The following is a 23454-nucleotide window of genomic DNA, read 5'->3' as shown; positions in this document are numbered from 1 at the left end:
GAGCCGTTCGGCGAGCTTGTTCGCCTTCGTGTTGCTATTCCGCTATTGTCCGCAGCCCCTGGCCCGCTTCGACAACCACTTCATCCGCCGGCATCTGCCGCAATCGGACATCCCGCTCAAGACCTTCGCCGGATAGGATGTTGCCGGCGATTCGCACGCCTCTGCAAGCCGTTAGCGTTATGAGGCTTCGTACAGGCTTATCCGCATCCGCAGTCATGACGATCTCGTTGCTTATAAAATCGATCAATCCCGCGCTCTTGGCGCCAAGTGCCGCAGCGTCCCGCGTCTCGATCCTGTTGCCCTCGATGCGGATACCGGCATGCACTGGCCGGGCGGCATCCAGCTCGGTATTTTCCGGAGCGATCACGATGACGGGGTGATCCGGCCCGCCGCATTCGATAAAGCGGTTGTTCCGGATCGTCAGGTCCCCTACCTTCCCCGACTCATACCAGCTCTCGGCGTCATCGGCTACGGAAATGCCGCTCATCGTCATTCGCTCGAAAAGGTTGTCCTCGATGACGACCTTACGGCGCGTCGTAATGAGAACGCCCCGCGTTGGAATGCGGGCGAAATAATTGCCCGCGATCCGCACCTCTGGCGTCCATGTCACGTTTTCGATGACGTCATCCGGACGGATGTCCGACGGGACAGGCGCCTCCAGCGTTAGCAGCACCTCGCGCGGGCTGAGCCGCTCCGTCGTCTTGACGGTGCCCGAGCCGTAGGCGAGCAGCGAGGCGTGACGAACGAATTCGATCTCGTCGCCAGGGATGAGGGCGTCGAAGCCGTAGGTTTGATGGTGCATGAAGCGCAGCACCAGTTGATCCGGCGCTGGCGTGCCAACAATCCGGAGATGGGTGCCATGCGCGTTGATCGGGTCGTCATGGCCGCCAACGAACCGGCTGTCCGCAATCTCTACCTTCCCCCGGCATCCCGACAGATGGATAAAATCGGCGAATGCGGTCACCGTCCTGCCCGTTTCCGCGCGGGGAGAGAAATCCATCTGCTTGAAGCTTAGATTCTCGCTGAATTGGCCGACAATGCCAAGGCCATGCATGAAATGCATGCCAACTCCGCTCCACGATACATCGCGGCTCCTATGGATAAATGCTCCGACCTGGTCGCGGATGCCGTCGCGCATCTGTAATACCCGGCCGGCGGTCAGGCCGGATACTTCGCTTCCATCCTCAACAAAAACCCTCAGCCGGTTCGGCGCCAGCTCCTCCACCTTGGACGCCCGCTCAACTACATTGTCGATCCTCCAGGTCGTATCACGGATGGGGTCGTATTCCTGCATTGGCCCTTCCGTGAACCGCCAGCCCTCTCCAATCCAGACCAGTCGGCCCTCCTCGATCGCATAACGGCTGTCAGGATGGACCTCCGCGTCGAAATAATCGCTTCCCACGGCGGCGATAGTCATTTCCGTCACTGTAGGCCATTCGTAATCGGCATGCAGATTGCGGATCCGTATGCCTTCGCAGCCGTCAATCGCCAGCATCGTCATCTTGCCGTGGAAGACAAGCAGCGCGCCGTTGCCCTCGAGCGTCAAATCCTTCAACCCTTTGAGCAAAATGCCGATTGTCTTCGTCACGTCGGTATTCTCCGACTCGCTGGCCGTATTCGAAATATAATAAGGCGCCCGGACCGCCTCGTCCGGATGGAAATCGTAGCGTCCCCGCGGAATATCCAGCAGGACGGGTCCCTGAACGCGCGATGCGGCTTCAATGGCCCGGCGCATGGCCGGCTGAGCGTCCGCCCCCGAATCGGGAACCGCTCCATAATCAGTCAAGCGGATAACAACCGGATTCTCTGAAATGATCAACACCATCCTCAAATAATAAGTTAAGCGCTTAATATACTTTACAATGATTAACTATCCCGTTCAATATCGATTGCGGGAGCGGACAACGAACCACCTGATTGCCTGGATCCAAACCTGCCTGTCCGGGCTATAACCACATCTGCTTATGCGCGTCAATTATCGACTCGGGAGATGGCAAAAAGCCGACGGACGCCTTTCGGCTCCATCGGCCTATCTATTGCATTTACAGCGCGACCGGCTGTCCCAGCTTCGCGGACTCGTAGGCGGCCAGCGCCACGGCGGCGGACCGCAAGCCGTCTTCGCCGGTTATCGGCACCGGCCGCCCCTCCAGCAGCGACCCTACGAACGATTCGATCATCAGCCGATCCATGTCGTCGCCCCAATAGCTCCAGCTGCCTTTGCCGGCAAGATCGCTGTACACCTCATTCTTCTGGGCGAAGCCGTCGACAGAGATGCTGCCTTTCGTGCCGATAATTTCCATCGTTACGTCGCCCCAGGTCGGGAACGATTTCGGGCGGGACCAGCTTGTATCGATGACGGCGAAGGCGCCTCCGGCGAATTTCACGTGAACGAGGCCCGCGTCGTCGATTTTCGTTTCGCCGAACCGCGATGCCGCGTATCCGTAAACCTCCTTCACCTCGGAACCGATCATCCAGTTCAGCAGATCCATCACATGGACCGTATGGTCCAGCAAGGCGCCGCCGCCCGACAGCGCCCTGTCGGTAAACCAGCCGCCGGGATTCGTCCCGTGATTGGTTCCTTTGACGGCGACGATGTCGCCGATATCGCCGCGCTCGATCGCGGCTTTGGCGCCGGTCACGGCCGGCAGATAGCGGCACGGAAAAGCGGTCATCAGCTGGACGCCGTTATCCCGTGCGGCGGCGATCATCCGTTCCATTTCGCTGACGGAGATGCCAAGCGGCTTCTCGCACAGCACATGCTTCCGCGCCTCTGCCGCCGCGATCGCATGCCTGGCATGATGGACATTCTCCGAGCAGATGACGATGGCATCGGCGTCGGTAGCGAGCAGCTCCCGATAGTCGGCATAGTAAGGCAGGCCGGTGCGTTCGACGATCGAGGCTACGCGGCTCTGCGATTCGTCGGCGATGCCGACGATCTCGACCTCCGGCATAGCAGCCAGACTCGCCAAATAGCTGTATGCATGGCCGTGCGCGAAGCTGATCAGACCTACTTTCAGTTTTTTCACCGTTTACTCCTCCTTGCGATTATAATAAAACGACTTTTCCCGTCTGTATCGATTCCAGCGCGGCCAGCGCAATGCGGAGTGCCTCCCGCGCATCCTCCGCCGTAACAAGCGGCACCGCGCCGTCCCGCACGCACGCCAGAAAATGCGCCAGCTCCCGGTCGTATGGACTCAGAACGCCCGGGCTTTGCGGAATTTCGGCGAACCGCCCATCCCTTTCGGCTTGGGCGCGGGTGCGGACATGCAGCGAGGCGGAGGCCGCGCTGTCCAGCCGGATCAGTCCCGCGGAGCCGGAAATTTCGGCCGCATACCGGAACGGACCGGGGTCGCCCCAATGCGCTTCCAGGTTGGCTGCAGCCCCGTTTGCGAATTCCAGCGTCACCAGTGCGTAATCCGAGTCGTCCTTGCAGGCGTTCATGGCGTAGACCGATTTGACCTCTCCCCAGATCCACCTCATAAAATCGATATCATGGATCATCATGTCGACGATAACGCCGCCGCTTTTCGCATGATCCTTAAACCAGCCTCTCGCGATTCCGGGATGGCCGCCGACCCGCTTCGTATGGGCTACGCCGGGTTCGCCGATTCTTCCTTCTTTAATCTGCCTGCGTACCTGCTCGTATTCAGGAAAAAAACGGACGACATGTCCAACAAACAGCCGAACGCCGTTACGGCGGCATGCCTCGATGATCTCGTCTGTATCCTCCAGCGACAGCGCGACCGGCTTCTCGCAAATAACATGCTTGCCGGCTTCCGCCGCCTCCAGTACAGCTTGCTTGTGCAAATAGCTCGGCAGCGCGATGCTGATGACCTGCGGATCCGTCTCTTCCAGCATATCGGCGAAAGAGCAGAAGGCCCGCGTTCCCGTCTTGCTGGCCAGCTCGCCGGCCAGTTCCGCATCGATGTCGCATACGCCGACTAACTCGGCATCCGCCATTCCGGCGAAGCTTTGCGCATGCACATGCCCCATGCCTCCGCAGCCTAACACCGCTACTCTCATCTCGGACACTCTCCTTCTTTTATGGTATACTCCACATGAATGATCTTAGTACGAGGATTTGCGGGCCACAATTACGATATTTGGGCCTTTTGTATCCAAATTGACTATGGCGCAAAGAGGGCGATCAACCGGTGAAAGACGTTCAGGTACATGCTCCGGAAAACGTTCAGGAACAATTTCAAGAGCCGATCCATTACCAGAACCAGCATCTCTGCATCAAAGCGTGGCAGTTCACGGACGAGTCGAAGCCCGGCCCGTCGAACAGGCGCTGGCATTATCACAAGGAGGTCGAGCTCATTCTGGTGCAGAATGGGTCCATGAATCTCCATACGCCCGGCCATTGCTATGCGCTTGACGCGGGGGATGTCGCCATCGTCGGCTCCTCCCAGCTGCATCTCAGCCAAAAGACGTCGGACGGGCCTCTGATCTATATCGTGCTGCATGTCGATCTGCAGCGTTATTTCGACCCGGCGATGATGATGTATTACCGGCACTTCTCTGAGCTCGTTCGCCCGCTCGAGGAGCTGAACTATATCTTTCGAGAAAACTCCGCAGCCAGGCTGGAGATGGCCGGCATCCTAACAGGCATACACGAGGAAATGATCGGCAAGCGGAAGGGATACGAAATCGCCGCAAGCATGCATATCAAGCATTTGCTGCTGACGCTGCTCCGCCACGACAGCCGTGGGCTGCTGCAGAGCTACGAATTCGTGGACGACACTGTCATGCGCCCCGTCCTCGACTATGTAAGCCGCCATTTGAGCGAGCGCATCGACATGGACGAGGTAAGCCGGATCGCCCGGATGAATTACAGTTATTTCTCCAAATATTTCAAAAAAGCGGTTGGCGTTTCGTTCGTCGATTACGTCAACCGCCAGCGCATACTTAAAGCCGCGCATAGGCTTGTCGCGGAGCCCGCCAGCGTCTCCTCCATCGCCGCAAGCGTCGGCATCGAAAATATGGCGCATTTCTACGAGCTGTTCAAACGGTATAACGGCTGCACGCCGAAGGAATATGCTCGGCGGCTGCTTCGGGGCGAAGCAAGGAGCGATGCGTAGACCGGCTCATTCAGGTAGCGCATTTCCATTTTCCGATTGCTTATTGAGTTCAATTACCTTAGTTCTCATGATCAAATCGCCCAGCCTTCTCCCCTTAATCAGCAATAGGAAGAGTTCCACCGGCCACACAATCAGAGATATATTCCGGAGGAAAAGCCTCCATTTCCCTGGCGTGTTATCAGGATTAGAATAATCCCTTACACCTAACCCTACTATTCTTTTGCCGATGCTTCTGCCACCTATAAGATCTCTATTAGAGATAACAAACAGCACTAGGAACAGAAGCGGATAAAATATTTCAAATGGCCGATTAGAGTTTTCTTCAGTCGAATTAATATTGATTAGGATACTAATTGGAACAAAAATAAACAGAACCAAGATGTAATCAATAAAAAAAGCCAGTAGTCTATTCTTCATTACTGCCCCTGCTTTCAACGTTAAGTTTTATAGTATTTCTAGAAAAATACGTTATAAATAAACTATATCCTCCTTTCAGCACAATAAGAAACGAAAACAAAAAGGCTGTCCCCTCTAACGGGAGACAGCCTTTGCTTATACCATGGAATTCGCGATTTTCAGCAAGGTTTCCGGTTTGTATTTGACCTTTAAATATTTCTTGTTACCGATTGCGAGCATATACTGCATCCCGTTCTTATGAAACCTCAACTCATAGGCTAAGTTATTATTTACTCGATAGAGCGCCTTGGTTCCATCTTTCAGCGTGTAATATACATCATCGTTATCAAATTTGAACCGATCCAAATCTACGGTTACAGGAGCTGCTTTAACCTTGAGAAAACCGTTTATTTCATCGCTCCGATACAAAAGCTCAATCGAGCTGTCATCCTCGATAAAGCCATGAAATTCAGTAACTTTCCTGAAAGGCAGCTCGGTTAGGGTTAAAAGACTGCGCTTGAATTTGGTTTGATATTCTCTTATTAAGCGCGCCTCGTCTGCCAGCGGGTTGAAGCCCTCATATAATACGTGAATCTGGGTGATACGGCCGTAGTTAACGGACAATTCCCAAATATAAGCCAGTCGTTCGGTTTTTCGTTTCTCGTCATAGAAGCTCACCATAAGGATTTGCTCTCCGTTTATTGGCGAAGGCGCAAGCTTATAGCTTTGAGCGGAAACATGCTCCGGTATCTCGGGAATGCGTACGTAATCTTGATCGATAAAGCTTTGCGCTTTTTTATAGTCATTACGCGTAATGGCATTGGCGAATTCGGTTGCAGGGTCATTCTCTTTGGCAAAAGCATGCGTTCCGGCTAACGAAGTAAATCCAAGGATTATCACGATTGTCCATATCCGCTTTCTCAATAGCAAACACCTCATTGATGGAATACTTCTATTTATTCCCAAAATAAAGAGTTGAATGCGTTCTTGCTATCCACTGGTCAAGCAACCGAATGTTATCGCCCTTCCCATTCCTCGCGCAAAATCCCCATCCGAATGGAATCGTAGTACTCGCCATTATATAAGCGTACCTTGCGGATTCTTGCTTCCATCGTCATTCCAAGCTTCTCGGCGCAGCGGATCATTCGGTTATTGCCCGACCAGGTGGTGAGCCCGACTCGCACGAGCGGCATTGCCCCGAACAGATAGTTGATCCATAACGTTAAAGCCTCCGTTCCGTAACCCCCGCTCCAATGCTTCGGGCTGTAGATCGTAATGCCAAGCTCAAGCCACAGCGAAGGCCTATCCTCCCAATAGTAGGATACGATCCCGATAATCTGTCCTTCCGATTCCATAATGAGCATGGAAGGAACGTCATCGGCGGACAGCCGGACCTCCGTTTGGGTTTGGAAGGCTTCGAAATCTATTCGGTTATGAGGGAAATAAGGAGCGTCCCATTTTTTCCACTCCGGATTCTCTTCCCCGTATTTTAAATGCCACAGCCGGTACATATCTTCCCGTTCAATGGTTCTAAGCGCCAAGGTTTTGCCGTCGACACGCATATTGTATTCCTCCTTTCAACCTTTCTTCAAGTATACGTTAATGGCTGTCCTAGTCCATGCGACCCTTTTTACAATACCCTATCACACAATTCTGGAATAACGTGGTAAACTAAACGCCGAAAGATACAAATAGCTGTTGGGAGGAATGGTTGTGGAGAGATTACTTCAAATGAGACACAAATGGCTAAAGTTATTGCTGATGATGCTGCTGGTTGTGCCGGTTCAGTATCAATGGACAAGCAATAGCGCTCATGCGGAGGGACCATCGGATCCTGCCCCTTACATCAACGCTAAGGTCGTCAACGAGAATGCGGGTAAAAAGGTGTTGTTCGACAACACGCACGCGCAGACAGCGGGAGCTGCGGACTGGGTAATCGACGGCGGATTCTCGGATTTCGCCAACGGACTTGCCAACAATGGCTACTATGTCCAAGAGCTTCGCAAGTCTACCGCGTTTACGTATGACGATTTGAAAGGTTATGACGTATTCGTTATTGCAGAACCTAATATTCCGTTCAAAACCTCGGAGCAAGCGGCAATGGAGCAATATGTCGAAGGCGGCGGCAGCATCTTCTTCATCGGCGACCATTACAACGCAGACCGGAATAAAAACCGCTGGGACGGTTCGGAGTCCATCAACGGTTACCGCCGCGGCGCATGGGCGAATCCGGCTCAAGGCATGAGCACGGAAGAAGCCAACTCCTATGCGATGCAAAATGTCGCAAGCTCGGACTGGCTGGCCGATAACTTCGGCATCCGCTTCCGTTACAATGCGCTTGGCGACATTAACGCAACCAACATTGTGGCTCCAAACCAGGCGTTTGGCATTACGGAGGGCGTATCGGCCGTAGCCATGCATGCCGGCTCGACGCTTGCCATTATTGATCCGACGAAAGCAAAAGGCATTGTGTATCTGCCTCAAACAAACGAAGCTTGGGCAAGCGCGGTTGACCAAGGGGTATACAACGGCGGCGGCGCAGCGGAAGGTCCTTATGTAGCCATATCCAAGCTTGGCGGCGGGAAAGCGGCTTTTATCGGAGACTCCTCCCCGGTTGAGGACGTATCGCCTAAATATTTGCGCGAAGATACGGGCGCGAAGAAAACCACTTACGACGGCTTCAAAGAAGTGAATGACGGCGTCTTGCTCGTTAACCTTATCGACTGGCTGTCGACGAAAGAAAGCTATACAAGCCTGAGCCAAGTAAACGGCTTGCAGCTCGACCAGCCTACCGCTATTCTTCCTTTCGAGACTCCAGCCTTGTCCACGGAACCGCAGCCTGAACCATGGTCAGCTCCAAATGCAGGCTACAAATGGTATGACCGTTCGACATTCAAGGCCGGTTCTTTCGGTGGCACAACGGCTGTCTCCAACCCGGCATACAGCTTTGTGCATCAGGCAACGCTGCCTAACAGCGGAACGCCGTTCCCGGTTCGCGTCGTATTTAACAACCTGGCTCCTAATTCGACTGTAAGCAATTATCAGATTGGCGTTTACTTAACGAGCGGCGGCAGCCAAATCGCTCAGGTGCAAAATGCAGACGGAACTTGGCCAACGGCTTACGGCTACGGCGCGAGTTTTAATGTTACGGCCGATGCCACAGGGCATGCTTATAAGGATTTAACCATTCGCTTAAAGGCCGGTTCCACCGGCGCGGCTAATCTTCGCCTTAGACAAAACAGCACGAACCTGCTGACAGAAGGCGTTACGCTTGGCAACGTCGCCGCTGAGCCTCTCCCGGGCGATGAAGGCGGAATTCCCGCCAAAATCACGATCGCGGAATCCCGTGCCAAAACCGTCGGCGCTACCGTTACGGTTGAAGGCGTAGTGACGACGGAGCCCGGTATTTTCGGCGGACAAGCCTTCTACCTGCAGGATCAGACAGGCGTTATTTACGTCTACCAGAATGCAGCCGGGTATCATGCGGGCGATGTAGTTAAAGTAACGGCAACTACCGCACTCTACAATACCGAGCTTGAGCTTGGAGATATTGTCGCCATCGAAAAAACGGGAACGGCAGCTTTGCCGGCCCCAAGCCCGGCAACCGCAGTGGACAGCTCCAATCAAGGCCAGCTGCTGCAGCTGAAGGACGTCACGATTGCCAACATCATCTCCGCCACGCCATCCGGCTCCTTCGAGTTTGACGCTGTCGGCGATAATGGTACGGTTAATCATATCCGTGTTGACGGACGCACCGGCCTTACGCAAAGCAGCTTCCCTTATACCGTTGGTCAAAAGGTAACGATCACCGGCGTGTCCGCTATTTTCAAAGACTTATACCAGCTCAAGCCGCGCAGCCTCGCGGATTTCACGATTGTACAGCCGGCGGATAACGAGCCGCCAACCGCCCAAGCTTCGCTGTCCGCTTCTCCTAATGCGGAAGGCTGGTTGAATCAGGATGTTCAAGTGACCGTCTCCGCTCAAGACAACTCGGAAGGTAAAGTAGATTCGTTTTACTCGTTAAACGATAACAGCTTTTCGGACTACACAACGCCTGTCACCGTAACTGCAGAAGGCAATCATTTATTTTCTTATTACGCGGTAGATGCAGCAGGCAACAAAAGCAGCGTGTCTTCGGTTCATGTTCGATTGGACAAGACCGCTCCGGCAGCGGTATTAACGCAATCCGGCGCACAAGTGGCGGACGTTCTTGAGACGGCGACCCTTGTCTATGACCTTGCAAGCAGCGATACGCTATCCGGCGTTGCTTCGGAGCAGCTGCTCTTGGACAATAGCGCGATTGCAGACGGTTATTCGATCGAAGCTTCCAAGCTTGGTATCGGAAGCCACACGGTACAATATACGGTAACCGACAAAGCAGGCAATACGTCCACTGCAAGCTACACGTTCAAAGTGACAAGCAAGCCGCTTGCCGACGGCGCTCCGGGAACGCCGGTCTTATCCCATAACAACGGCTGGGATAACGGCCTTCAAGACGGAAGCTATACGGTAACGATGAACCTGTGGTGGGGCAATAACGGTTCCGAATACCGGCTGTACGAGAATGGCGTTCTGATCGATACCGTCGAATTGAAGGATGCTTCTCCTTCCGCCCAGTCCGTACAGACACAAATTACGGGCAAAGCTAACGGAACTTATACGTATACGGCGGAATTGATTAATGCATATGGCAAAACAGCCAGCAGTACGCTGGTCGTTAAAGTAACCGACGCTTCCCCGGGCAAAGCCGTCCTGTCCCATGACAACTGGGATCAAGACGGAAGCTACAAAGTAACGATGAATCTGTGGTGGGGCACGAATGCTACCGAATACCGCTTATACGAAAACGGAATACTCATCGATACGCAATTGCTGAAGGATGCTACTCCCGCGGCGCAAACCGCCGTAACCGCCATTTCGGGCAAAACGCCCGGCGCCTACGAATACCGCTGCGAGCTTTTGAATGCGGCAGGCGTTACCGCGAGCGATACGATTACCGTTACCGTCGTGAAATAATGGGATAAAAAGATCGGCAAGAAACCCCATGCCTTTATGGCATGGGGTTTTCGCTTTTTATGCGGACAACGACTTTCCCTTTAAATTCCCCTTCCCCGAAGTACCGGAGAGCTTCGGCGGCATCCTGCAAACCATACAGCCGGTCAATGACGGGAGCAATACGGCCCGCTTCAGCAAGCGACCTCCATACCTGCTGATCCGCATGATTAGGCTTATGAACCAGAATAGTCATGTTCTTCTTCTCAAACCTGCGGATCAGCGGTGCGGCGAGCAGCGTCTGGAGAAGACGAGGCATTAAGCCGCCTATCATAACGTATGTACCGCCTTTCTTTAGCGCGCGCTTCACCTCGAAGACGGAACGGGTTCCCACTACATCCAGGATAAGATCGTATTGCCGCCCATTTGCGGTAAAGTCCTCTTTCTTGTAATCCAGCACATGGTCCGCTCCAAGGGACAGCAGCATGTCCCGCTTGCCCGCACGGTCAACGGCGGTTACCTCCGCCTCGTGCAGCTTGGCATATTGGATGGCAAACGTACCTACACCGCCCCCTGCCCCATTGATGAGCACTTTCTGGCCCTTCTGCAAATTCCCTTTATCGCGCATTCCCTGCAGGGCAAGCACGGCCGCTTGCGGAATCGCTGCCGCTTGCTCGAAGCTCAGCCTATTCGGCATTGGAGTTAATGCCTCCTCGCCCGCGCATACGTATTCGGCAAATCCGCCCCAGCCCCAGCCGCAGCCGGACAGATCGCCGAACACCTCATCGCCAGGACGGAACCGCGTGGCGGAGGCGCCAACGGCAATTATTTTCCCGGCAATATCCGCACCAAGAATCGGATACCGCGGCTTGCGGAATCCGCCAATGCGGGTTATGTACGGTTTGCCGCGGAGCAGATCCCAATCCCATGAATTGACCGAAGCAGCATGAACCTCGATCAGCACTTCATGCTCTTTCGGCACGGGGACATCCACTTCTTCGAGCTCGAGAACCTCCGGAGAACCGTAAGCCTTATAGACCAGCGCTTTCATCTTACGAACACTCATGTCCGTCCTCCTCCAAATAGGAGATATATGAGCTACAGCTTATCGATCGCTCTGCTAATCTGCTTGATTAACAGCGGATTATCCTTGTTGTAAGACCAATAGTTGACGATCAGATTCTTCTTGCGTATGACATTCGGGTACAAATCATTCATCTTGATCGGAGTAGGCGTTCCGTCTAAGCTCTCCACACGGATACGTTCCTTTTCCGAAGAAAATACATAAGCAAAAACAAACTCGCGATGGGCCATATCTGCAGCGGGAAGCGTTAATTCAAAGGTTACGGGTTCAACTCCGTTGATATTAACCGGAGTAGATGCCAGCTGTTTAACCTCATCGGACGATAACTCGCGAACTTCAAGGCCTTGCTTCTGAAGAGCTTTGCTCACGCCATCGGCATGTAAGGCTTCCTTGCCCGCGCAAGCAGACAGCATTAGGACTATTGCAATCATTAAGACTCCCGATAATAGTTTCATTTCATTCTGCCTCTCTATATCCATCTAAAAAAGAACCCGTAATCGACGTTTACGTTATTCCGCTTCGCCCAGTCGGCGATATCCGCGAAGCCTTGTTCCTCTTCGTTCACATATCTGAAGCACATACGGACAGGAACAATTCTCGCGCCATAAGGCTTAATCCCGATAATCGGATGAACCGAGTCCCGCCTGATCATGATGACCTTAATCTGCTCAGGCGTAATCGCAGCTCCGTTAAGCAAAAGCGCATCCCCCTGCAGGCAGAGATCAATCGGTTTCTGTAATGCCCGGTACAGGGACCAGAGCAATACGGCAGCGCAGAAGCAAGAAAACACTATGGCCGGAACGTACAGGACCGCATAATCGTCTTTTCCCCGCAGCGTACAAACAAGAAAGAGTGAACACAGCACCGTCATCGCAAAAATGTTCTTCAGGCCCGAAGGGTTTCTGACCGCATGCTTGCATGGCTGATTGTCCAATTCATCCAACCTCCCCTGATCAAGTACGAGATTGTATATTACTATTCAATAAACGGTCAAATCATCCTGCCTATCAGCCCTAAAATGAAAGATTCCGCTTGAACGGCAGCTTGACAGCTTCCTTTTTCGAGTGTACTCTTTTGACAAGGAATTCCACTAGGGGCGCCCGCAAGGGCTGAGATAAGGCTTAGCCTTGGTCCCTTTGAACCTGATCTGGGTTATGCCAGCGTAGGAAAGTGGTCTTGTGCGCGTCAGCCATATGCGATAGAAACGGATGCTATTGTCATCCGTCCGTTTCGATTTGCACGGATTTCGACACCTCAAGCCGCTCCCGACGGGGCGGCTTTTTTTGTTGCCGGCGAATCGTCCGGCCGCATCGAAAGCTGCCTTTGGGGAGCGACCCGGGGTTGCGGGCTTTGCCCTTCCGGGGTGAGCTCTGCCTATTCGCCCGTGTCTAATTAACGGGCTGCTGAAGCTATGCCGCGTACAGTCTCATTACCCTAAACAACGGCCTCCTAGCGGACATTCCGAACCTATCGAATGCTCTTAGGAGGTTTTTTATGCCGATTTTATCGACGCCGCTGCCGGGCAGCCGCAAAACGTATGTGAGAGGATCAAGGGAAGATATTCGTGTTCCCATGCGCGAAATCGTATTATCCGAAAGTCGGGGAAAAGACGGACTGCCGCAGCCAAACGAGCCCGTACGGGTGTATGACTCAAGCGGCCCGTACACGGACGAGTCCTACGAGGCCGATGTACGAAAAGGTCTCCCTATCTTGCGCGGCAAGTGGATCAGCGATCGTGGTCACGCCGAAGCTTACGACGGCCGGGTAATTAAGCCGGAAGATAACGGATTTTCAAACGAGGAACGAGCAAAGAAGAATGGCGCGGAAATTTTCCCGGGCCTGACTCACCGGCCTCTACGGGCAAAGCCGGGAAAAAACGTCACGCAGCTTCACTATGCCCGCAAAGGCATCATTACTCCGGAAATGGAGTTTATTGCGATTCGGGAAGGTGTTGATCCTGAGCTGGTCCGTTCGGAGGTGGCCCGCGGGCGTGCGGTTATACCGGCAAACATCAACCATCCCGAACTCGAACCGATGATTATCGGGAGCCGTTTCCATGTAAAGATTAACGCGAACATCGGCAATTCTGCCGTTACCTCCTCTATCGAAGAGGAAGTCGAGAAAATGACGTGGGCAACCCGCTGGGGAGCGGATACGATCATGGACTTGTCCACGGGCAAAAACATCCATACCACACGCGAATGGATTATCCGCAACTCCCCCGTTCCCGTTGGTACCGTACCCATTTACCAGGCGCTTGAAAAAGTAAACGGAAAAGCGGAAGACCTGAGCTGGGAAGTGTTTCGCGATACGTTAATCGAACAGGCTGAACAAGGCGTCGATTATTTCACTATTCATGCCGGCGTGCTGCTGCGTTACATTCCGCTTACGGCCAAACGCGTTACCGGCATCGTTTCCAGGGGCGGCTCCATCATGGCTGCCTGGTGTCTTGCTCACCATAAGGAAAACTTCCTCTACACCCATTTTGAAGAAATATGCGAGATTATGAAAGCCTACGACGTGTCGTTCTCGCTTGGAGACGGCCTGCGTCCAGGCTCCATTGCAGACGCCAACGATGAAGCTCAGTTTGCGGAGCTGAGGACGCTTGGAGAGCTGACGGATATCGCTTGGAAGCATGATGTCCAGGTCATGATTGAAGGGCCGGGCCATGTCCCCATGCATCTGATCAAAGAAAACGTCGACCTTCAAATGGAGATCTGCAAGGAAGCGCCGTTTTATACCCTAGGGCCGCTTACCACGGACATCGCGCCGGGTTACGACCATATCACATCGGCGATAGGAGCAGCGATGATCGGTTGGTTCGGAACGGCAATGTTATGCTATGTAACGCCTAAAGAGCATCTGGGCCTCCCAAATAAAGAAGATGTTAAAGACGGTGTCATCGCCTACAAAATAGCAGCGCACGCCGCCGACCTTGCCAAAGGACATCCCTTGGCGAAACTCCGGGACGACGCCTTGTCGAAGGCAAGGTTCGAATTCCGATGGCGAGACCAGTTCCACTTGTCCCTTGATCCTGAACGAGCGATCGCCTACCATGACGAGACGCTGCCCGCCGAGGCGGCGAAAACGGCTCACTTCTGCTCCATGTGCGGACCAAAGTTCTGCAGCATGCGGATAACGCAGGACATTCGGGAATACGCGGAAGCGCGAGGACTGAATAACGAAGAGGCTTTCGAGGCCGGAATGAAAGAACAGGCGGATTCGTTCAAAATATCCGGAAGCAAGCTATACGGCTGAACTAAGACGGTACGTTTCGAGAGCCATTCGAGGCGATAGGGTAACAGTTGGGCTACGTTGGATTTCGTACAGCGTATCGGGCTATTTTTGACTGTTTACTGGATCTACATTGGAGTCTCTACAGGATAGTCCGCTCATTTGGACGATTCTTGCTCATTCTGGCCCCTTATACTGGAGTGAATCCAACGTAGCCTCCGTGTTCTTCCTTTCCCCCTGATTTCAATGGAGTAAATCCAACGTATGAGGAGGAAAAAGCTGAGGCTGTACCAAGGTCATTAAAAATGACGATGGCACAGCCTCGTTTGAATTATTTAATTACCCTTTAACCGAGCCGGCCGCGATACCTTCTACGATCCGGTCACTGAGGAACAGGAACGTGATAAGGATAGGCAGGATGCTGATCATCAGCGTGGCGCCGATTGCGCCCCAGTCGGTAGTGTATTGGCCGATAAAGTTCTGAACGCCAACGGTCAGTGTTTTGAACTTGTCCGAGCTGATAAACGTATTAACGAATATAAATTCGTTCCAGTTATAGATCATGTTGATAATGCCCGTTGTAGCCAGCACGGAGCTGGTCATCGGGAACACGATGCTGAAGAATACCTTATGAATGCTGGCTCCGTCAATGATGGCCGCCTCCTCGACTTCCTTCGGCAGAGCGACATAAAAGCCAAGCAGAATCATAATCGTGATCGGCATGTTAAACGCGACATAAGACAGAATGAGTGACAAAGGATTATCAATCAGATGCGCCTTGTTGAACATGCTGAACAGCGGAATCAGCGTCGAGTGCACCGGAATCATCATCGCGACCATAAAGAGGCCTAGGACAAGCGAGCTGAGCTTCCATTTCATGCGGGTAATCGCAAACGTCACCAGGCTGCCAAGCACAATCGTCGCGGCCGTTGCCGCTACCGTAATCCATACGCTGTTCAGGAAATACGTATCGATATTGCCCGCATTCCACACTTTGCTGTAGTTATTCCAATGCGGAGGCGACGGCAAAGCAAACGGCGATAGATTAAAAACTTCCTGGTTGTTTTTCAAAGAGAAGAACAAAAGCCAGATGAGCGGGTAAACCTGGAACACCGCTACGGCGATGAGAACAATGTACAGTACAGCATAGCCGACCTTCATTCCTATTCTCGAACCGGATTTCGCTTCTCCGCCCAGTTTCATAGTTGTCGATGACATGAAGCGTACCTCCTGAAAAGAATTATCACACCAGCATCCTAAACAAGGCTGCCAGTGATGATTCTTACTTCGTAAGCATTAGATAAAATGTAAATCTAGGAATACTGGATCGTGTCTTTGCTGGCTGTTGCCTTGCGGATGATCCATGTTGCTACCAGACAGATAATAAGCAGGAAGAAGCCAACCGCGCTGCCGTAACCGAAGTCGTAAGCTTTAAAAGCTTTATGGTACATGTACGACGCCATTACCTCACTGGAGCCGTTCGGCCCGCCGTCCGTCATGACATAGATCAAGTCGAAGTATTTCAGGGAACCTACAACCGCCAGGACAACCGTTACTTTCACAACTTCCATAACAAGAGGGAATTTGATTCTCCAAGCGATTTGGAACGAATTCGCCCCGTCAATCTTAGCCGCTTCTTCCAAGGAAGAAGGGATGTTCTTCAATGCCGCATAGTAGATCAGAATATAGAAGCCCGCGTATTGCCACAGAATCGGAATAAACAAAGCGAACAAAACAAGATCCGTCTCTGCCAGCCAAGCGGGAGGATTTGCAACGCCAAGGGATTCCAGCAAGCTATTCATAATGCCGTTAGTAGGATGATAGATTTTGAGCCACAGCTGAGCGATGGCCACCGAGGACAGCAGCATCGGGATTAAGTAAATTTTGCGGAACAGGTTTGCTCCTTTGATTTTTGCCGCAAGCACCATGGCTACGACGAGATAAACGATAAGACTCAACATCGAAAATACGGCTAGCAGAAGCGAATGTCCCGCACTGCTCCAGAAAGCATGATCCTTAACCAGCGTTGCGTAATTGTCGAGGCCCACCCACTTCATTGCGCCAATGCCATTCCATTCGTTCAATCCGTAGTAGCCCGTCAGAACGATTGGGATATACACGACGGCCAGAATGAGCAGAAGGGATGGCAGAACGTATAAAGCGATGACTTTCTTGTTAGATAACACCTTATCCAATTTGGCCGACTCCTTTCTCTGTCAAAAATAAGGAGAGCCGCCTACCCGGTATTTCCGAACCCGTTCGTCCGGATAGGCCTCTCTTTATTTTTGGATGTCTGAACTAGTTGCCTTTCGCGATGGCCGCATCTTGTTCGGATGCAAATTTCTCTGGGTTAACGGCTTTGCCGAAGAGCGATTGGATCATGTTCAGATGAGTCTCAGCCGCGTTAGCCGGCAATTGAACGTCCGCGAACAAGGTAATGCTGCTTGCTTTGTTCAGTTCGTTGAACAGATCGATGTACAGCTGCGGCAGCTGGATCGAGGAAGTATCGATCTTCGTAGCCGGAATAACTCCTGCGCCGGTTACCGATTGCTCGCCCCACTTCGTTACGAAGTATTGCACGAATGCTTTCGCTTCTTCTTTTACTTTGGAGTTTTCCCCTACGAACAAGCCTACGCCTGGACCGCCAACCCAGCTGTCCGCGTTGCCTTTGCCGCCTTCAACCGTCGGGAATTTAAAGAATCCAACGCTGTCGCGGAACGATTGCGGAATGTCTTCGTTGGTGGTGAAGTTCGGCAGCTCCCAAGTACCCATCAGGTACATTGCGGCATTGCCGTTCAGGAATTCGGATTTCGCTTCTTCGTTCGACAGGCCGTTAAAGCCTTTGACGAACGCGTTTGCGTCAACCAGGGATTGCACTTCGGAAGCGGCTTGCTGCAAGCCCGGATCCGTAAATTTCGCCGTGCCTTTAATGGCGTTGGCTACCGTTTCTTGACCCGCAATACGGTCAGCCAGGTACATGTACCACAGGGAACCCGTCCAGCGGTCTTTGTTGCCAAGCGCGATTGGAGCTACGCCGTTATCGGACAGCGTTTTCACGACTTGCTTGAATTGCTCGTATGTCGTTGGAACTTCAAGATTGTACTTCTTGAAAATTTCTTTGTTGTAGTAGATTGGAGCGATGTTGAACTCCAGCGGAAGCGCATACGTTTTGCCGTCGATCGCGTAAGCTTCCGTTGTACCCGCTACGAATTTGCCGTTCAGCTCACCGCTGAGCAGATCGTCAACCGGCGTGAACAGCTTGCCGTCTACGTACGGCTTCAAGAAGCCGGCCGCCCAAGTTACGCCCACATCAGGAAGCTGATTCGATGCAGAGAGGACTTTTAATTTGTTTTTGTATTGCTCGTTATCGAGGACCTCTTGCTTGATCGTTACGTTAGGGTGTTCTTTTTGGTAATCGTTGATGATTTGGTTAACGATTTTGTTCTGGCCCGCGGATACGCCTTCCGGCCACAGGTGCATGAAGTTGATCGTTACCTTTTTGTCGGAACCGCTTTCAGAGGAGCCCCCGTTAGAAGCCGTATTACCATTATTTGAGCTGCTGCCGCTGTTGTTGCCGCATGCTGCCGTTACGATGGCGAGACAGAGAATAAGTCCGAGTGTCATCCACTTCGATTTTTTGAACACGTTTACAACCCCTTTTTGACTGATGTGTTTGTGTTGCTAAACAAATTGTAACAGCGCTTTCACAGCAGCATAAGGTATGGTGAGTTGGGAAAAATACTACTTTTATTGGATTGTCTCCTCCACGTGCGAGACATTTTTTCGATATTGCCCAGGACTTACTCCTTCATGCGAACGGAACACTTTGACGAAATATTTGGCCGTCTGATAGCCAGCTTTCTCGGCAATTTCGTTGATCGACAGACGCGTATTGGTCAGCAATTCCTTGGCTCTTTGCACCCGGCGTCTTGTCAAATAATCGCTGAAGGTCAGCCCGGTCTGCTCCTTGAACAGGACGCTGAAATAGCTTGCGTTCATATGCAGATGATCGGCGATATCCCGCATCGTAACCGGCTCATGCAGACGCTCGTCCACATACTGAATCGCTTCCTTCACCGGCGCGCTGTATTGGGTCTCCTGTTCGGTCGTCTCCAGCAGCTTCGTATCGACAAGCCGCTCCATGCGTTCAATCCGGTTGAGCTCTTCCTCTTTGCGGAACGCAAGCTCCACGGCTTCCACCAGCTTTTTCTTGTCCAGCGGCTTGAGCAAATACTCGATAACGCCAAATTGCAGAGCCTTATGGGCATAGTCGAACTGCGGATGGCCGGAAATGACGATGACAACCGGCGGATGCTGCCTGTCCCTCAGCTTCTCCACAAGCTCCAGCCCGTTAATCTCCGGCATCCGGATATCGGTAATAACCAGATTGGCTTCATTGGCCTCCAGCCATTCCAATGCTTCCACGGCACTGGACGATGTTGTAATCTCGTAGCGGCCTGCCGACCACGACTCCAGCACCTTCCGCACGCCCTCTCTTGTTCTTGGCTCATCGTCTACGATCAGAATCGTCTTCATTTGCTTCGCCCCCATGTTCAATCGGTATTTCAAAGGACATCCTTGTGCCCGCTCCCTGCTCGCTTTGAATCTGTAGGCCATGCGTCTCTTCCCCGTAGTAAAGCCTGAGTCTTCGGTCGACGTTGGAAATGCCAACCCCATTTCCCTTCGCATCATGGACATGTCCCTGCTTCATCGCCGCGTAAAGCGACTGCACCTTGTCAAAGCTCATGCCCGGGCCGTTATCCGTAACGGAAATCCGAATGTATCCCGGCCGTTCGGTTTTCTCTATGCCGATCACAACCGAGCCTTGTCCGATTCGCTGCTCTACCCCATGCGAGATGGCATTCTCGACAAGCGGCTGGATCAGCAGCTTCGGAATCGGAAAGCCCCGAAGACTCTCATCGCCTTCGATCGACCACTTCAGCCGGTCGATCAAGCGCATCTCCATGATTTTCAGATAACGCTCCGCATGCTCCAGTTCATCGGCTACCGTTACCCATTCGTCATCGTCCGCCCGGTTAATCACATACCGGAACAGCCCGGACATCGCCACAACGACCTGGGACAGCTCTTCTTCATCCTTGTCCTCAAGCGCCCAATATAACGCTTCCAGCGTGTTGAAAAGAAAATGCGGATTGATCTGCGCCTGGAGCGCCTTCAGCTCCGTTCGGCTCTGAATAATCTCCTTCTCGTACACCACTTCGATCAGCTCGTTCAAATAAGCGACCATCTGGTTGTACGTATTGTTCAGCTCGTTAATCTCCAGCGTGGAGGACGTTACCGGAATAGGCTTCAGCGAACCGTATTTTGCGCCTCTCATCGCCTTGATCAGATTAAGAATCGGGCTCGTAATCATGGTCGACAGGATAAAGGTTAAGATCAGGAACAACAGGACCCCAACCATAACCGATACGAGTATGGCCGTGCGCAGCACCGATACTCCTTCAGCGGCATATTCGGCCGGCGTCAGGATTAACACCTTCCAGCCTGCCGCTGCCTCAAGCTGCTTCTGAATGGGAATATACAATCGGCCATGCATGCTGATGGTCTTCCCGTCCGTCTTCTGAAGAACGTCCTGCGGAATGTCAGCCGAGAAGTTCGCCGCGATAATCTGGCCGGAGCCGTCGATCAGCCCCATTTCCTCTTTGCCGTCCGAGGATGTATTCGCATCGATTAGCTCAAAATATTTTTTGTCGATTCGGACCAATAAATACCCGGCATTGGAAAAGGACTGGTCAATCAGGCGTACGCGGCGGATCGCCGTAATCTGATTCGGATTATTCTTATCGATGCCGAACCATACGAGCTGACCTGCGGCACGGTCCGCCTCCCGGATCCATTCATTGGGTACCCGGTTGTACAGGCTGATATCCGTCAGCGGGAACAATACCCGGAAGCCATTCGAGTACAATTCAATGGACTGCACGCCGCTTACATACGCCTGCTGCTTCCGGATTTCATGCTGGAGCACCTGACGCTCCTCGAAGGTCAGGTTGGTGCCGCCCGCTTCCTTGGCCATCAGGCTCTGAATCGATGCGTTGGTGGCTACCTGCATCGTAAACGTCTCCATCTGATGGAGCAGAACGTCCATCTTGCCGGTCGCCTGCACCGCTGTCTGTTGAATATGATTTTCGGCATTATTGCGCAGCAGCTCCGAGACTTGTCCGTAAGTAAAAAAGCCTACCGAAGCAAGGACGAGCAGCATAACGAGCACGAATCCGAGAAAAATCTGATTCCGCAACGTGTTCATGCGATTAAACTGGAACAACCCGGACACCCCCGCCTAATATCTGTCGCCATTACTATACACAATATAAATAAAAAAAAGAAAGCTCCTTCATCGGGGCCTCGCTCGAAACGGTTACATTTACTGTTGATTCCGAATACGGTCCATTGCGGAAGCGGCCCTAGGCCATCCCGCATAAAAAGCCAAGTGCGTGACCGCTTCAGTCAGCTCCTCTTTCGATAAACCATTCTCCCTGGCAAGCTGCAGATGATAAGGGAGCTGCTCCATATGCCCGCCGGCCACCAACGCTGCTACGGTAATCAAACTTCGCTCGCGCAGCGAAAGTTCTTCCCTCCGCCACAAGTCTCCGAACAGGATATCTTCCGTATAACGGGCAAACGAGGTATCTCCATAGGCTGGCGCGATATGAGCCGTATCGATTTTTCTATGCATCGCGTTGCGCCTCCTCCCGCTTCCGTTCAAGCATCTGGGCTATTCCGTTCCCAAACGTCCAGTCCTCAAATTCCGTGCCAACAAGCACAACAAAGAGATCCTCCGCCCTCACTCCGCAAGCTGGCAACAGTTCTGCAAGTCTGGCATAAAAGCTCCTCTTCTGTTCCTCCGTCCGACCGGACTTCAAGGTAATCTGGATATAGAGCAGCCGGTCCGTACGCGAGACCTTCAGATAAGCCGGATCATAATAGAACTCCCCTGGTTTATGGCCATGAAACACCTGAAAATAATCATCCGCCGGCACGCGAAAATGCTCGGTTAGCGCCTGATGAATCGCATGGCTGATCGCCGGCAGCTCCTCCTGCTTATATTGATCTTCCCTATAACTGACCCGGATAAAAGGCATCTGTCATCACTCCCTGAATGAGATGACTTTATTGTATATCCAATCGTTTCATCTATATAATTGAATTAATTAAACAACTCATTCAAATTTTTAGATGGAGATGCTTCGAAATGGATCTGAAGGAACTAACCGCTTTTCAAACGATATTGCAGGAAGGCAGCTTCGCGAAGGCGGCAGCCAAGCTGAATTACGCCCAGTCCACCATAACGAACCAGATTCAGCGCCTGGAAAAAGAGCTCGGCTTCCAGCTGTTTGACCGGGGCTGGGAAGCCGAGCTTACCCCCGCCGGGCAGATTTACGCCGCGGAGGCAGAACGGCTTATTCAGCATTGGCATTATGCGTCGGATCAAGCAAAAGCGATTCTGCGGGAGGAGACCGGCACCCTTCGCATTGGCCTGCTGGAGATGCTTGCCCGGCAGATCATGCCGGAAGCGTTATGGCGGTTCCGGGAAGAAAAGCCGCAAATCGCCTGCCATTTCGTGATTGGCAACACCGACCTGGTGGCCGGCGAGCTTCGCCATAAACAGCTGGACTTTGCGATATGCGGCGAGCCTCCCGACCTGTCTGGCCTGCGCTTCGAACCTTTGCTTGAGGAGAGGATTGTTTTTGCGGCGGCCAAGGACCATCCTCTTCACCAGCGCGGAGGAGGCCGTCTTCCTTTTCAGGAGCTGCTGCCCTATCCGATGGTAGTTGGCGGGCCAACCTGTCTGTACTATCTGCACTTATCGAGGCAGCTCGCCAGATTCGACAGCATGCCGATGCTCCATTCGGTCAGCCAGATCTCTGCCATTCCTGGCTTTGCGGCACGTTCACCGTTTATCGGCGTTGTCCTTGCTTCCACCCCTCTGCCAGATGGAGTATTGCCGTTTGCCGTTGACTGGGAGGAGCATAAAATCCCTATTGGTCTGCTTGAACGGCGGGACACGGCATATCCATCGGCAGCGCGCAAGCGGCTTATCGGGATCATCAAAGAGGTCTGGTTCAATGAGGCTTGACGAAAAGACCGTTGACAGAACGAGCAATCCCCTATATTTTTCTTAATAAACAAATCGTAAAAAGAGGTGTATCCGCCATGCCAGTTGAATACCGCATTGGAGCTCCCGTTACAGCCGTGCAAGTCGCCGAAGTATTCCGAAGCTCCGGCATCAGACGACCCGTCGATGATCTAGCCCGCATTCAGAAAATGATCGACAACGCCGATCTCATTCTCTCGGCTTGGGATGGCGAAGAGCTTGTTGGCATTGCCCGGGCGGTTACCGACTTCTCCTATTGCTGCTATCTCTCCGATCTGGCCGTAAGCAAGACGCATCAACGTCTAGGCATCGGCACGGAGCTGGTGAACCGGCTGCGGGAGCACATAGGCGAAGAGGTTGCCCTTCTTCTGCTGTCCGCGCCATCCGCCATGGACTATTACCCTCAGATCGGCTTTAACAAAGCCGACAACGCGTTCCTGATTAAGCGGGTAAGATAATCCTCCGATCCTTTAAAATGAAAAAGTACAGCTCATCCGCGGCAAGATGCTCATTTGAGCATTTTTTCATCGGAATGAACTGTACTTTTGCTT

21 protein-coding genes and 1 riboswitch are annotated in these 23454 nt (G+C 52.6%); of the genes, 5 read left to right on the top strand and 16 right to left on the bottom strand.

The genetic code is table 11. From position 1 onward, the window contains the following. Window positions 1-34: 34 nt before the first annotated feature. From PGL01S_RS21560 to PGL01S_RS21550, 3 genes are all read right to left on the bottom strand, one after another. Window positions 35-1825 (bottom strand): right-handed parallel beta-helix repeat-containing protein, encoded by a 1791-nt coding sequence (locus PGL01S_RS21560; RefSeq protein ID WP_244935697.1) that lies wholly within the window; start codon window positions 1823-1825, stop codon window positions 35-37. Between the two features lie 217 nt (window positions 1826-2042). Then, a complete protein-coding gene (locus PGL01S_RS21555) occupies window positions 2043-3026 on the bottom strand; it encodes a Gfo/Idh/MocA family protein (RefSeq protein ID WP_127496633.1) in 984 nt (327 codons plus the stop codon). Between the two features lie 19 nt (window positions 3027-3045). Continuing rightward, entirely contained in the window at window positions 3046-4023 is a 978-nt protein-coding gene (locus PGL01S_RS21550) for a Gfo/Idh/MocA family protein (RefSeq protein WP_127496632.1), read from the bottom strand. A gap of 131 nt (window positions 4024-4154) precedes the next feature. Between PGL01S_RS21550 and PGL01S_RS21545 the strand changes: the two genes are divergently transcribed. Continuing rightward, window positions 4155-5081 (top strand): helix-turn-helix domain-containing protein, encoded by a 927-nt coding sequence (locus PGL01S_RS21545; protein WP_127496631.1) that lies wholly within the window; start codon window positions 4155-4157, stop codon window positions 5079-5081. 6 nt (window positions 5082-5087) lie between these two features. On the opposite strand, the gene PGL01S_RS21540 is transcribed toward PGL01S_RS21545, so the two are convergent. The 3 genes from PGL01S_RS21540 to PGL01S_RS21530 form a co-directional block, all read right to left on the bottom strand. Further along, window positions 5088-5498, bottom strand: coding sequence for an RDD family protein (locus PGL01S_RS21540; RefSeq protein ID WP_127496630.1), 411 nt, complete (start codon window positions 5496-5498; stop codon window positions 5088-5090). A gap of 135 nt (window positions 5499-5633) precedes the next feature. Then, window positions 5634-6401, bottom strand: a complete 768-nt coding sequence (locus PGL01S_RS21535; protein ID WP_127496629.1) for a hypothetical protein — start codon at window positions 6399-6401, stop codon at window positions 5634-5636. Window positions 6402-6493: 92 nt separating this feature from the next. After that, entirely contained in the window at window positions 6494-7039 is a 546-nt protein-coding gene (locus PGL01S_RS21530) for a GNAT family N-acetyltransferase (RefSeq protein WP_127496628.1), read from the bottom strand. A 199-nt stretch (window positions 7040-7238) separates the two neighbouring features. On the opposite strand from PGL01S_RS21530, the gene PGL01S_RS21525 reads away from it, so the two are divergent. Beyond that, a complete protein-coding gene (locus PGL01S_RS21525) occupies window positions 7239-10493 on the top strand; it encodes an OmpL47-type beta-barrel domain-containing protein (protein ID WP_244935698.1) in 3255 nt (1084 codons plus the stop codon). Window positions 10494-10527: 34 nt separating this feature from the next. Here the strand turns inward: PGL01S_RS21525 and PGL01S_RS21520 are convergent, their stop codons facing one another. Genes PGL01S_RS21520 through PGL01S_RS21510 form a run of 3 tightly spaced genes read right to left on the bottom strand, consistent with a single transcriptional unit; the run spans window position 10528 to window position 12487 of the window. Next, window positions 10528-11535 (bottom strand): NAD(P)-dependent alcohol dehydrogenase, encoded by a 1008-nt coding sequence (locus PGL01S_RS21520; protein WP_127496626.1) that lies wholly within the window; start codon window positions 11533-11535, stop codon window positions 10528-10530. Between the two features lie 32 nt (window positions 11536-11567). Next, the gene (locus PGL01S_RS21515; protein ID WP_127496625.1) at window positions 11568-11984 is read right to left on the bottom strand and encodes a hypothetical protein; all 417 of its coding nucleotides are present in this window, start codon (window positions 11982-11984) and stop codon (window positions 11568-11570) included. A 38-nt stretch (window positions 11985-12022) separates the two neighbouring features. Continuing rightward, the gene (locus PGL01S_RS21510; protein WP_127496624.1) at window positions 12023-12487 is read right to left on the bottom strand and encodes a hypothetical protein; all 465 of its coding nucleotides are present in this window, start codon (window positions 12485-12487) and stop codon (window positions 12023-12025) included. 148 nt (window positions 12488-12635) lie between these two features. Next, a riboswitch (TPP riboswitch) is annotated at window positions 12636-12739 on the top strand. Window positions 12740-13047: 308 nt separating this feature from the next. Here PGL01S_RS21510 and thiC point away from each other — a divergent pair. Further along, window positions 13048-14811 (top strand): phosphomethylpyrimidine synthase ThiC, encoded by a 1764-nt coding sequence (thiC, locus tag PGL01S_RS21505; RefSeq protein ID WP_127496623.1) that lies wholly within the window; start codon window positions 13048-13050, stop codon window positions 14809-14811. A gap of 315 nt (window positions 14812-15126) precedes the next feature. On the opposite strand, the gene PGL01S_RS21500 is transcribed toward thiC, so the two are convergent. The 7 genes from PGL01S_RS21500 to PGL01S_RS21470 all read right to left on the bottom strand — a co-directional run bounded on the left by PGL01S_RS21500 (window position 15127) and on the right by PGL01S_RS21470 (window position 21890). Then, window positions 15127-16005: a carbohydrate ABC transporter permease gene (locus tag PGL01S_RS21500; RefSeq protein ID WP_116394019.1), complete on the bottom strand. Its 879-nt coding sequence runs from the start codon at window positions 16003-16005 to the stop codon at window positions 15127-15129. A 95-nt stretch (window positions 16006-16100) separates the two neighbouring features. Then, entirely contained in the window at window positions 16101-16982 is an 882-nt protein-coding gene (locus tag PGL01S_RS21495; protein WP_116394018.1) for a carbohydrate ABC transporter permease, read from the bottom strand. Window positions 16983-17085: 103 nt separating this feature from the next. Then, complete coding sequence (locus PGL01S_RS21490) at window positions 17086-18432, bottom strand: extracellular solute-binding protein (protein WP_116394017.1); 1347 nt, start codon at window positions 18430-18432, stop codon at window positions 17086-17088. A 102-nt stretch (window positions 18433-18534) separates the two neighbouring features. Continuing rightward, a complete protein-coding gene (locus PGL01S_RS21485) occupies window positions 18535-19323 on the bottom strand; it encodes a response regulator transcription factor (RefSeq protein WP_127496622.1) in 789 nt (262 codons plus the stop codon). Beyond that, entirely contained in the window at window positions 19295-21073 is a 1779-nt protein-coding gene (locus PGL01S_RS21480) for a cache domain-containing sensor histidine kinase (RefSeq protein WP_127496621.1), read from the bottom strand. The genes PGL01S_RS21485 and PGL01S_RS21480 overlap by 29 nt, the downstream gene beginning before the upstream one ends. Window positions 21074-21172: 99 nt before the next feature. Then, window positions 21173-21484 (bottom strand): carboxymuconolactone decarboxylase family protein, encoded by a 312-nt coding sequence (locus PGL01S_RS21475; protein WP_127496620.1) that lies wholly within the window; start codon window positions 21482-21484, stop codon window positions 21173-21175. After that, entirely contained in the window at window positions 21477-21890 is a 414-nt protein-coding gene (locus PGL01S_RS21470) for a tautomerase family protein (protein ID WP_127496619.1), read from the bottom strand. The genes PGL01S_RS21475 and PGL01S_RS21470 overlap by 8 nt, the downstream gene beginning before the upstream one ends. Window positions 21891-22000: 110 nt before the next feature. Between PGL01S_RS21470 and PGL01S_RS21465 the strand changes: the two genes are divergently transcribed. Next, entirely contained in the window at window positions 22001-22885 is an 885-nt protein-coding gene (locus PGL01S_RS21465) for a LysR family transcriptional regulator (RefSeq protein ID WP_127496618.1), read from the top strand. A gap of 77 nt (window positions 22886-22962) precedes the next feature. Then, entirely contained in the window at window positions 22963-23361 is a 399-nt protein-coding gene (locus PGL01S_RS21460; RefSeq protein WP_116394010.1) for a GNAT family N-acetyltransferase, read from the top strand. Window positions 23362-23454 lie beyond the last annotated feature (93 nt).

The organism is Paenibacillus glycanilyticus NBRC 16618, assembly GCF_004000805.1.
Lineage (GTDB): Bacteria > Bacillota > Bacilli > Paenibacillales > Paenibacillaceae > Pristimantibacillus > Pristimantibacillus glycanilyticus.
This window is presented reverse-complemented; position numbering and strand designations above follow the sequence as displayed.